Origin of the sequence: Pedobacter sp. (assembly GCF_040513095.1) — a bacterium.
In the GTDB taxonomy this organism is placed as follows: Bacteria; Bacteroidota; Bacteroidia; order Sphingobacteriales; family Sphingobacteriaceae; genus Pedobacter.
In genome coordinates, this window is sequence record NZ_JBEVDX010000012.1 from 1 (window position 1) to 11,063 (window position 11,063).

The 11,063-nt window shown below is 42.3% G+C and carries 9 protein-coding genes; 5 read left to right on the top strand and 4 right to left on the bottom strand.

Annotated features, from left to right (window positions below; all coding sequences use genetic code 11):
- The first annotated feature begins 122 nt into the window (after nucleotides 1–122).
- The 3 genes from ABWY16_RS02005 to ABWY16_RS02015 are packed head-to-tail and all read left to right on the top strand — an operon-like array spanning nucleotide 123 to nucleotide 2,520.
- Complete coding sequence (locus tag ABWY16_RS02005) at nucleotides 123–857, top strand: MlaE family ABC transporter permease (RefSeq protein ID WP_353902977.1); 735 nt, start codon at nucleotides 123–125, stop codon at nucleotides 855–857.
- On the top strand, nucleotides 854–1,606 hold the full coding sequence (locus ABWY16_RS02010; RefSeq protein ID WP_353902978.1) for an ABC transporter ATP-binding protein: 753 nt from the start codon (nucleotides 854–856) through the stop codon (nucleotides 1,604–1,606). The genes ABWY16_RS02005 and ABWY16_RS02010 overlap by 4 nt, the downstream gene beginning before the upstream one ends.
- Nucleotides 1,607–1,629: 23 nt before the next feature.
- Nucleotides 1,630–2,520, top strand: coding sequence for an RsmD family RNA methyltransferase (locus ABWY16_RS02015; protein ID WP_353902979.1), 891 nt, complete (start codon nucleotides 1,630–1,632; stop codon nucleotides 2,518–2,520).
- Here ABWY16_RS02015 and ABWY16_RS02020 read toward each other — a convergent pair whose 3' ends face one another.
- On the bottom strand, nucleotides 2,521–3,606 hold the full coding sequence (locus ABWY16_RS02020; protein ID WP_353902980.1) for an HmuY family protein: 1,086 nt from the start codon (nucleotides 3,604–3,606) through the stop codon (nucleotides 2,521–2,523). It lies immediately after the preceding gene.
- Nucleotides 3,607–3,798: 192 nt separating this feature from the next.
- On the opposite strand from ABWY16_RS02020, the gene ABWY16_RS02025 reads away from it, so the two are divergent.
- Nucleotides 3,799–4,848, top strand: a complete 1,050-nt coding sequence (locus ABWY16_RS02025) for a hypothetical protein (protein ID WP_353902981.1) — start codon at nucleotides 3,799–3,801, stop codon at nucleotides 4,846–4,848.
- 132 nt (nucleotides 4,849–4,980) lie between these two features.
- Here the strand turns inward: ABWY16_RS02025 and ABWY16_RS02030 are convergent, their stop codons facing one another.
- Nucleotides 4,981–6,321, bottom strand: coding sequence for a deoxyguanosinetriphosphate triphosphohydrolase (locus tag ABWY16_RS02030; protein ID WP_353902982.1), 1,341 nt, complete (start codon nucleotides 6,319–6,321; stop codon nucleotides 4,981–4,983).
- A 372-nt stretch (nucleotides 6,322–6,693) separates the two neighbouring features.
- Here ABWY16_RS02030 and ABWY16_RS02035 point away from each other — a divergent pair, with 372 nt between their 5' ends.
- The gene (locus ABWY16_RS02035) at nucleotides 6,694–7,281 is read left to right on the top strand and encodes a HupE/UreJ family protein (RefSeq protein WP_353902983.1); all 588 of its coding nucleotides are present in this window, start codon (nucleotides 6,694–6,696) and stop codon (nucleotides 7,279–7,281) included.
- On the opposite strand, the gene ABWY16_RS02040 is transcribed toward ABWY16_RS02035, so the two are convergent.
- The gene (locus tag ABWY16_RS02040; RefSeq protein ID WP_353902984.1) at nucleotides 7,278–10,349 is read right to left on the bottom strand and encodes a DNA gyrase/topoisomerase IV subunit A; all 3,072 of its coding nucleotides are present in this window, start codon (nucleotides 10,347–10,349) and stop codon (nucleotides 7,278–7,280) included. The genes ABWY16_RS02035 and ABWY16_RS02040 overlap by 4 nt on opposite strands.
- Before the next feature lie 62 nt (nucleotides 10,350–10,411).
- Entirely contained in the window at nucleotides 10,412–10,912 is a 501-nt protein-coding gene (locus ABWY16_RS02045; protein WP_353902985.1) for a cytidine deaminase, read from the bottom strand.
- Nucleotides 10,913–11,063: the final 151 nt, after the last annotated feature.

Here is an 11,063-nt window from a genome sequence, read left to right on the forward strand (position 1 = left end):
GTTACAATTGCATTCATAACCCTAAATAGCAGAATATTTTTAAGAAATAAAGAAAGCCACAACAATTTTTATTGTTTCTTTGTAGTATTATAGTAATTATACCTTAGCTAATATCTCAGCGGATGAACTTCACCAATTTTGGCAAATACCTGTTACTGTTAAAAGCAGTTTTCAGAAAACCCGAAAAATTTAAAATATACATGAAAGCCATTTTCCAGCAAATGGATTTTGTGGGCGTAGGATCTCTCGGTTTAATTGCCATTATTTCCACCTTTATCGGCGCTGTAATGACCTTGCAGATTGCCTTCCAGCTGGTGAGTGATTTTATTCCAAAAACTATTATCGGTTCTGTAAACCGGGATTCAAGTATCCTGGAACTTAGCCCTACAATTACCGCCATCGTACTTGCCGGTAAAATCGGCTCTGCCATTTCTTCGGAAATTGGCACCATGAGGGTGAGCGAGCAGATTGACGCACTGGAAATCATGGGGATCAATTCTCCGGGTTACCTGATCCTGCCGAAACTGATTGCAGGAATTACGATGGTACCGGTACTCGTTATCTGCTCTATGTTCCTTAGCATTGGCGGTGGATTTTTAGGCGGAACGTTGTCCGGAGCAGTTTCTCCTGCGGAATATATACAGGGTATCACTACCGACTTCAATCCATATACCATTGTAGTAGCACTCGTTAAAGCCTTTGTCTTTGGCTTTATCATCACAACTGTACCGGCCTACGAAGGTTTTTACGTAAAAGGCGGTGCTTTGGAAGTTGCACAGGCAAGTACAAGAGCTGTTGTTGTCAGCTGTATCAGTATTTTAGCCTGTGACTATATCGTAACCCAGTTATTACTATGATCGAAATTAAAGACGTTGAAAAATCCTTCGGCTCCAATACTGTTCTTAAAGGAATATCCGCCAAATTTGAAGCTGGTGTTACCAATCTGATTATCGGTGGTTCCGGTTCCGGAAAAACCACTTTACTAAAATGTATGGTAGGACTGCAGACACCTGAGAAAGGAAGTGTGCAGTATGATGGAAGGGAATTTACAGATATGGATTTTGAACAGCGTATCGAAGTCCGCAAGGAAATCGGCATGCTTTTCCAGGGTTCTGCCCTTTTTGATTCCATGACCGTTGAAGAAAACATCATGTTTCCACTGAATATGTTTACGGAGCAAAGTTTCAAGGAAAAATTAGAACGGGCAAACTTTTGCCTGCAACGCGTAAACCTTGAAGGCAAAAACAAACTTTTCCCTGCAGAACTTTCAGGCGGGATGAAAAAACGTGTAGGTATTGCGCGTGCTATTGCCATGAATCCAAAATATCTTTTCTGTGATGAACCCAACTCGGGGCTCGATCCCAAAACATCGATCGTGATTGATGAGCTGATCAAGGAAATTACAGAAGAGTACCAGACCACTACAATTGTGGTTACCCATGATATGAACTCTGTTATGGGGATCGGGGATTATATCCTCTTCCTGCATGAAGGTAAAAAATTCTGGGAAGGCTCTAATAAAGAGATTGCCCATACAGATATTGCAGAACTGAATGATTTCGTGTTTGCCAGCCGATTTATGAAGGCAGCAAAGAAAAACTTTTAATAATATAAGTACAATAATATTTTATGATAAGCCTATTAACGCCTACACACTGGAAAGATTATGAGTTGATTGACTGTGGAGATTTTGAAAAACTGGAACGCTTCGGCAACCTTATTTTATCAAGACCGGAACCACAGGCAGTCTGGAAAAAAACTTTATCCGATCAGGAATGGAAAAAAAGGACTCATATCAGGTTTAAAGGACGCTCTGCCACTTCAGGAGAATGGGTAAAAAGCACACAGCAACTGCCAGACCGCTGGAATGTAGAGTATCAGAATGACGAAGTAAAGATTAACCTTCGCCTGGGCTTAACATCTTTCAAACATGTTGGTGTGTTTCCGGAGCAGGCCGTGAACTGGGATTACATCTCCTCTTCAGTAAAAAAATTCAAAACGCCGAGCCCTAAGGTACTTAATCTTTTTGCCTATACCGGTGCAGCTTCACTGATTGCAAAGGCAGCAGGGGCTGATACTACACACGTAGATTCGATCAAACAGGTGGTAAACTGGGCCAATGAAAACCAGGAACTGTCACAGCTGAAAGACGTGAGATGGGTGGTAGAAGATGCCTTGAAATTTGTGCAGCGGGAACTAAAACGCGGTAAAAAATACAATGGGATCATTTTGGATCCGCCAGCTTTCGGGCATGGCCCGAACGGGGAGAAATGGAAATTGGAAGACCATATCCAGGAGATGATGCACGACGTAGTGCAGCTGCTGGATGAGAAGGAACACTTCCTGATACTGAATACCTATTCACTCGGATTTTCTTCTGTTATTGTAGAGAACCTGATTAAAACGTCATTCCCGGAAGTACAAAACCTGGAAACCGGAGAGTTATATTTACAGGCTACATCAGGGATCAAATTGCCATTGGGTGTATTCGGTAAATTCAACAAGTTTTCGGCAGAATAATTATCCCGCAGGGTCAGGCGCTTTTTTCACCCTGATATACCAAACCACGGGATAACCCCGTGATCCTCCGCCGGCAAAAGAAACCTTATAGACATTCCCTGTTTTGTCCTGAACCAGGTAAAAACGGTCTGTATTAATTGATAGTGCGCCGGTGGAAGATAACGTCAGGTTCCTCCAGTTTACACCGATTACATCCCTGTATCCGGAAAAGGTAATGCCCGCAAGCTGAGCTTCGCTGAAGTTATCAAAAGTTGTTGTTTCTGTTACTTTTACTTCTGCTGCTTTCACCCCGTTAATGAAATTGATCATCATGAAATCAGGCACAGGCCTGGCTTTCGTTGTACCTGTAGAAACATCTTTGTAAGTTGTAAGCCCCCAGGCAATATCCCACAAGGTTTTAGCCGGCTCATACGTTACCACCCCACTGGTAAAAGAGCGGTACCTGAATGTATATGAAGCATCTTTGGTCATTGTAAAAGTATTGTAGGGCTCCGCGGTGTCTTCTATATTTCCCCAGGTTACAGTATAACCGCTGTTAGCCCGCGTAATCTTCATTTTAATCCAGTTCCTTCTGCCCAGGTTTGTAGCAGTACCCCGGTTGAGTAAAATAACACGGCTTGAACTGGCTGCAGCAGGTATTTCAGGGATTACTGTTCCCGCGAGATAAGCAGCAGAATCCGCGTCCACAGGATCTACAGTACTTATATCACCAGCAGTATCTACATCCAGGTTAAATTTTGAAACCAGAGCCACAGTATCTGCAATCGTTACATCATTGAGATTAGATTTATCCAGAACGGCAGCTGTAGCACCAACAGCATGGTTGATAATCACTCTGAATTCAGATCCGCAATAGAATCCAAGATCCCAGGAAGACCGCAGTGCGGAGGATTGCACTGCTGTACTGAAGTCAAGAAAAACACTTTTATAGGCACTGTCTGCCCTTTCACGGCCTGAAACTCCCGACAGGGTGACTGTGTCTCCCAGTGAAGACTCTAAATAATGAAATGTCGTGGAATCTTTTTTGCAGCCAAGCCAGGCAAATAACATAAAACAAAAGACAATGGCTATTGCATATTTAATCATAATCCGTAATCAATATTGATATAACGCATAAAGATAATATTCCTGTACCTGAATTGCACATTAAATCAGCCCTACCCTTCCGTATTGCATAAATAACCGGTATAATTAAGATTCATCTAAGAATATGACAGTTGTATATTGAAATGTCAGTTGATTGTGTAGTTTTGCAGAACTGAAAAAACATTTAAATCTATGAAAATACCTCAATTAGCAGGAACACTACTTATTGCATTTACCTCAATTGCCTTATTTGCCAATTGTTCTTCGAATTCCAAAAAAGGTGATGAAAAAACAAAAACAACCGTAAGTGCATCCGGTGATTCTACAGAGGTTACTGTAGCCGATACTACCCGCGAACCTATTGATACTGCAAAATACAAAGCTGCTTTAAAAAAAATCGCTAATGGTGACACAACCGGAAGATGGCCGGTTAAAAATCAGCCTATGCCTTTAGCCGGCGCAATACTTCCTTTCAAAAGAATCGTGGTATATTATGGCAACCTGCATTCCAAGAAAATGGGTGCCCTGGGTGAGTATCCCCCAAAAGAAATGTGGAGCCGCTTAAATACCGAAGTAAAAAGGTGGGAAAAAGCAGATCCATCTACACCGGTACAGGCAGGTGTGCATTACATTGCTGCCGTAGCAAGTGGTACTCCGGGAAAAGACGGAAAATACATCAACAGAATGGGTGATAAACAAATCGATTCTGTGATCAAAATTGCCAAGATGCACAATGGTATTGTTTTCCTTGACCTTCAGGTTGCATTGAGCAATATCAAAGACGAGCTGCCAAGAATTGAGAAATACCTTAAAATGCCGCAGGTAAATCTCGGTATTGACCCTGAGTTTTCCATGAAGAACGGTGCAAGACCCGGAACCAAAATCGGAACCTATGATGCTGATGATATCAACTATTGCTCTCAGTACCTGGTTAACCTGATCAAAAAATATAACCTTCCTCCAAAAGTATTTACCGTTCACCGCTTCACCAAGAAAATGGTAACAAACTACCAGAACATTAAATTACATCCTGAAGTTCAGATTGTAATGCACATGGATGGATGGGGTGAGCCGGATCTTAAAATCGGTACTTACCGTTACTTTATCCAGAATGAACCTGTACAGTTTACCGGTTTCAAATTATTCTATAAAAACGATATCAAAAAAGCACCGCACAGAATGATGACTCCTGAGGAGTTAATGAAGCTGAAACCTGCTCCGATCTATATTCAATACCAATAAGAAATTCATTTTATACCAGAGAGGGCTGTATTCTTACCGGATACAGCCCTTTTTATTTAAATCTTAATCCTGATCGCCCCGTATCTTTTAAAAATCAGCGACACTGGATCAAATTGCCCATTTAGTAATAAGCTAGCTCATTGAAGGGAAGGAAATTCCCTTGATTTTCCTGAACAGCTCTACGGCATAAATGTCTGTCATACCGGAAACAAAATCAAGAACGCACTGGATTTTGGTATAGGCATCGGTTTCTTTTGTCAGAAACTGCTTTGGGATCAGTTCAACAAGCTTTTTATGATACTTTGAGTCATTCTGCAGGTACGCAGGAATAAACTCTTCCAGCAGGCCTCCCATTACCTGGTAGCCCGCCACCTCGATCTGTACTACAGAAGAATAATTGTAGATCTTTTTAATGGAGATCCTTTCAATATCTTTCATTGTCGCCAGGAACGGCTCATCAATAACATCCATCAGGCTCTGGTTGAAATCACCACAGAGAATCGTTTCCTGAAACTGATAAAACACTTTGGAGCACTGTCCAATTAACGTACTGATAGACTTAGCCCGCATAAGGGTAATCTTTGCATCGTCATCTTCCATATCTGCCAGTCGTGCAGATAACTTCACATCATTACATAAGGGCAACAGCAGTCTCTCCACCTCAGGGTAGGAAAGGATCTTTAAGCGGTGCGCGTCTTCCAGGTCAATGATATTATAACAGATATCATCCGCTGCTTCTACGAGGTATACAAGCGGATGGCGTTTATAAACCATTGGATCGTCCTGCACTTTAATGAGGTCCATTTCAACAGCTATTTTTTCAAAGCCGCTTTGTTCAGATTGAAAAAATCCATATTTTTTGGTGTAGATATTCTTCTTGTTATTCGCTAAAGACGCACACGGGTATTTTGCAATAGAAGCCAGCGTTGCATATGTCAAAGCAAAGCCTCCTGTACCTTTTCCTGCAAAGGGATGTGTAAGAATCCGCAGGGCATTGGCATTTCCTTCAAAATTGATCAGGTCCTGCCATTGTGCGGCGTTCACCTGATCCTTGTATATTTTGCCTTCCCCTGTTGTAAAGTAGTGCGAAATCGCAGATTCTCCCGAGTGACCGAATGCCGGGTTTCCCAGGTCATGCGCCAGACAGGCTGATGCAATAATATTACCTACTTCAACGAGCAGCGGGCAACGCTCATCAATCTCAGGATCAGCTTCCTTCATTTTGTTGTAAAAGATTGTTCCCAATGAGCGCCCTACACTTGCCACCTCAAGGCTATGTGTTAACCTGTTATGTACAAAGACGCTGCCCGGCAAGGGGAATACCTGTGTTTTATTCTGTAACCTTCTGAATGGCGAAGAGAAAATGATCCGGTCATAATCCCGCTGAAATTCTGAACGCGCTTCTTTCTGATTGCCTGCAAACCTATCTTCGTTTCCCCAGCGTTTAGCCGACAGTAAATTTTCCCAGTTCATATCTATTTATAATAATCGGATCATGTTTGATCAGTTTTCAAAGATGGTGAAATTACTCATCTTTTGATTAAAGCCAGCCGAAGGAATAAGTGGAAATATATGATTTACGCTACCGGGATGAATATCCTAATAATGACTTGGCAAAGCACACGGACACCAAATATCTTGTAAAAGAATACATTCCCGAGATTTCGCTGAAATATGACTGGCTATTTAAAGAATGCTGCAATGCCAGATAAAGAAACTATATTGTGCACAACGCGGTTGCTCAGTCAGCAAAAAAATATTTAGAAGAAATTAAAAACAGAACTAATAAACAGGATTTTTTCAACACCTTTTTCGTTATCTAATAAAAATTAAATAATTTGGGGGATGCAAGATTTCCCTCTATACTTTGAATTAGGCTGGCAGCACATTTTAGACTGGAAAGGATATGACCATATTCTTTTTGTAATGGTTTTATGTGGCACCTACCTGCTGTCTGACTGGAGAAAAGTCCTCATTCTCGTTACCGCATTTACTGTAGGTCACAGCATTACGCTGGCGCTAAGTGTATTCAAACTTATTCATGTCAATACAGGCTTAATAGAGTTTCTGATCCCGGTAACGATACTGATTACCGCTTCAGCAAACATAATTGCAGGAAAATCTAAGCCCAAAGGAATGCAGTTAAAATATATCCTGGCGCTGTTCTTCGGCCTGATACACGGTCTGGGTTTCTCCAATTACCTGAACAGCATTTTAGGAAAGAGCACAAGCATAGTTGCAGAGTTATTTGCCTTCAACGTTGGCCTTGAGGTTGGCCAGATCATTATCGTGATCAGCATCCTGCTCGTTTCCTTTATCCTGATTAATATATTCAAGATCAAAAGATGGGACTGGAATTTCTTCCTGTCCTCCGCAATCTTTGGAATTTCCTTTGTAATGGCAGCAGAGCGATGGCCCCACCTGTTCGGTTAGAACAAGCCCAGCTGCCCGGTATCATCAATATCTATATCGTCAGGATTGGTGATCTCTAATTTGATATCTTTTTTAGGTTTGGCTTCTTTGGTTACCTTGCTCTTTGCAACGTCAGATTTTTTCTTTTCTGCAACAGGTTTAACAGGTTTCCGGGCTGGTTGTGCTGCATCTTCTTTTTCAAGAGCAATCTCTGCACGAATAACCTCTGCGGGAGCAACTACGGCAGGCTGAGGCGCAACTTCTGCAACAGGTTCTTCTTCTGTTACAAATTCTTCTTCGTTTACTGCTTCATCCTTATCAGCCGGATCCCGCAAACCTTGCTCTTGAGTACTATCTGCAGCAATAACCTCTGCGACTTCGTAAACATCCTCTGCGGCGTCTTCAACACTCTCATCAACATTAGAATCTCCTGTTTGGACAAAGTCATCCGGTGCAGTCACAGTCTCAAAAACTTCATCCGATGGATTACTATCAGAATCACCGGAAGCGCCACTATTCTCAGCAGCCCCCTCATTATCCTCAGATTGAGAACTATCTTCACTAAGGGCTTCCTCTAATCCTGGCCCGATCTCCTCATTGTTACTGATCCTGATCTCCTTAACGTCATGCTGGCTTAAACGGTTACCGTTGGCCCTGATGCCTTTTACATCAATAAATTCTGAAAGCACTATCTCTATGGTTTCAGGGATCTGTGTTTTGCCCTTAAGCACATCCACTGTAAGCATCGCAGCAGGATTACTTGTCAGGTACAAAAACTTCGATCCTGTCTCCTCAGAGATCAGCGTCTGTTTTCGGCCAACAGCAATAGCTTCAAAAACGAAGCGTTTAATAAAATAGTTTTTGGCTTTTCCTTCAAACTGAACAACAGCAAAAGGTTTTTCCGGATCAAACTTCTGGATCAGGAGTAAGTCGGCATCAAAGTGGTTGCTGAGTTCAAAAGAACTCAATTCGTACCAGCCTTCCCTGTGTACCTGCAGGATCTTATCATCCCCGTCAAACTCACCCAGGTATTTGCCCCTGCCATCCACGTTAAGCCTTCTCAGCAGCTCATCATACCATATTTTTAAACCTGACAAAGTAGATACCCCTTTGCTCTTCAGCAAGATCTTTTTCACCGGATATTTTGATACAATATTTCCCTGTGAAGCCCTGCCTTTGATAGCTATATCTGCAAAGTCTACATCGAACTGCAGTTTCTTTAACTTGGTATGCGGTTTCAGCACTACCGTAATAATCTCGGCCTCCCCATTCGGGTTAGGTGTAAAGTACAATATTTTGGAGCCTTTACTTCCTTTGGTCAGATCGTATTCCTTATCCCGGGTAACCCCCATCACAGCGAAACGCTTGATGTAAGAAACCCCGCTTGCACCATCCTTGTAGATCAAATTATAAATCGTCCGCTCATCTCCTTTTTTAAAGACATGTGCATAAATGATCCCTTTGCCTACAAAGGTTTTGTCGGCCACCTTGGTAATAATACATTTTCCATCTTCCCTGAAAACGATGATCTCATCCAGGTCAGAGCAATCGGCCACAAATTCATCCTTTTTCAGGCCCGTTCCGATAAAACCGTCTTCACGGTTCAGGTAAAGTTTCACATTTGCCAGGGCAACTTTAGAAGCCTCCACCCTGTCGAACAGCCTGATTTCGGTTTTACGTTCCCTGCCTTTACCGTATTTGTCTTTCAGACGCTGGTACCAGGCAATAGCGTAATCGGTCAGGTGTTTCAAATGGTTTTTCACCACTTTGATTTCATCAGACAGCGCCTTCATCTGATCATCCGCTTTTTTTACATCAAAACGGGTGATGCTGCTCATTGGTTTATCAATCAGCTTTTTAAAATCCTCGGCTAAGATATCCCTGTATAACTGTTCCCTGAATGGGGCGAATAATCCGTTTAATACCTTCACTACCATCTCAAAATTAGTTGAGTTTTCGTAGTCGGCATTCTTATACATCCCTTCCTGGATAAAAATCTTGAGTAAAGAGCTGAAGAATATTTTTTCCTGAAGTTCGTGCAGTTTGATTTCAAGTTCCTGTTTCAGCAGGTCTTTGGTATTCTGCGTATTTTGCATCAGAATATCGTTAACACTCAAAAACTGGGGTTTGTCATCCTTGATGATACAGGTATTCGGAGAGATAGATACTTCGCATGAAGTAAATGCGTACAGTGCATCGATGGTTACATCAGGCGAGATACCTGGTGCAAGCTGGATGACGATCTCTACATTCGCTGCTGTATTATCTTCTATTTTCTTGATTTTGATTTTTCCCTTATCATTAGCAGACAGGATGCTGTCGATCACAGAACCAGTGGTGGTGCTATACGGTATTTCTGTAATAACCAGGGTTTTTTTATCTTTCTCGGTAATCTTTGCACGCACGCGCACTTTTCCCCCACGCATTCCTTCATTGTACGCAGAAAAATCAGCCATACCTCCGGTAAAGAAATCCGGAAGGATATTCGGGCGGTTGCCCTGCAGGATTTCGATAGAAGCATCCAGCAGTTCAATAAAATTATGCGGCATCACCTTCGTAGCCAAACCTACAGCAATCCCCTCAGCACCCTGTGCAAGCAGCAGGGGGAACTTTACAGGCAGTGTAAGCGGCTCGTTGTTACGTCCGTCATAACTCAGCTGCCAGATTGTAGTATCTGAGTTAAAAACTACTTCGTTCGCAAATTTTGATAATCGCGCTTCGATATAACGTGGTGCCGCAGCGCTGTCGCCCGTAACCGGATCTCCCCAGTTACCCTGGCAATCGATCAGCAGATCTTTTTGTCCGATCTGGACCATAGCGTCACCAATAGAAGCATCTCCGTGCGGGTGGTACTTCATGGTATTTCCGATGACATTGGCAGCTTTATTGAAACGTCCGTCATCCATCTCCTTCAGCGAGTGCATAATTCTACGCTGAACCGGCTTGAGGCCGTCGTTAATATGGGGTACTGCCCGGTCTAAAATTACATAAGAGGCATAATCGAGGAACCAGTTTTCGTAAAGTCCGTTGATAGGAATTACGGTATGTTTTGTCTCTTCGTTTATGTTATTATCTAATTCGTCGCTCATTAAGAAAGGATTTGTATGGTGTAAATATAAGTCATCCCGTTATATTTTAAGAACACAATTTCCTAACAGTTGTCAACTTTCAGGCGCTCTTCTACAAATACAAATGGCAGCAGGTTTTTCACTCCTTTAACTTTCAATATTTTGCCATCGATACAGTAGAACAATACATCGATTTCTTTATCCTGTTTCTTTTCAAATTCTGCCATAACCTGCAAACATGACCCGCAGCAGGTTACCGGTTGTTCTATCTTGAAATTATCGGTATGGGCAGTGATCACCATGCTTTCGATTACCGCATGAGGGTAAGCAGCACCAACAGTGAACAGGGCCACACGTTCGGCACAAAGCCCGGATGGATAAGCTACGTTTTCCTGATTGCTGCCGGTAATTACTTTGCCATCTGAAAGCTGTACGGCAGCAGCTACTTTAAAATTAGAGTATGGGGAGTAAGAAGTAACAAGTGCTGCTTCCGCTTTTTTGCAGAGCAACTGATCTTCATCTGTTAGTTCACTGAAATGATCGTAGGCTTCGTATGAAACAGAGAAATTGAGTTTGTTTATCATTGGCTTGGTATAGCGGGGGTACAAAGGTACACTGTTTATCGGTAATACCTGAGCTAAGGGGAATTATGTGTCAAATGCACAAAGGGCTGGTAAGTGGATGTATGCTGATTTCTGATGACTTGCCGCGCCCTTCTTTCACAGAAGAATGCCT

What these genes read in the sequence shown, in the direction of transcription:
- ABWY16_RS02005 (WP_353902977.1), top strand. Translation starts at nt 123, where the DNA reads ATGAACTTCACCAATTTTGGCAAATACCTGTTACTGTTAAAAGCAGTT.
- ABWY16_RS02010 (WP_353902978.1), top strand. Translation starts at nt 854, where the DNA reads ATGATCGAAATTAAAGACGTTGAAAAATCCTTCGGCTCCAATACTGTT.
- ABWY16_RS02015 (WP_353902979.1), top strand. Translation starts at nt 1,630, where the DNA reads ATGATAAGCCTATTAACGCCTACACACTGGAAAGATTATGAGTTGATT.
- ABWY16_RS02020 (WP_353902980.1), bottom strand. Translation starts at nt 3,606, where the DNA reads ATGATTAAATATGCAATAGCCATTGTCTTTTGTTTTATGTTATTTGCC.
- ABWY16_RS02025 (WP_353902981.1), top strand. Translation starts at nt 3,799, where the DNA reads ATGAAAATACCTCAATTAGCAGGAACACTACTTATTGCATTTACCTCA.
- ABWY16_RS02030 (WP_353902982.1), bottom strand. Translation starts at nt 6,321, where the DNA reads ATGAACTGGGAAAATTTACTGTCGGCTAAACGCTGGGGAAACGAAGAT.
- ABWY16_RS02035 (WP_353902983.1), top strand. Translation starts at nt 6,694, where the DNA reads ATGCAAGATTTCCCTCTATACTTTGAATTAGGCTGGCAGCACATTTTA.
- ABWY16_RS02040 (WP_353902984.1), bottom strand. Translation starts at nt 10,349, where the DNA reads ATGAGCGACGAATTAGATAATAACATAAACGAAGAGACAAAACATACC.
- ABWY16_RS02045 (WP_353902985.1), bottom strand. Translation starts at nt 10,912, where the DNA reads ATGATAAACAAACTCAATTTCTCTGTTTCATACGAAGCCTACGATCAT.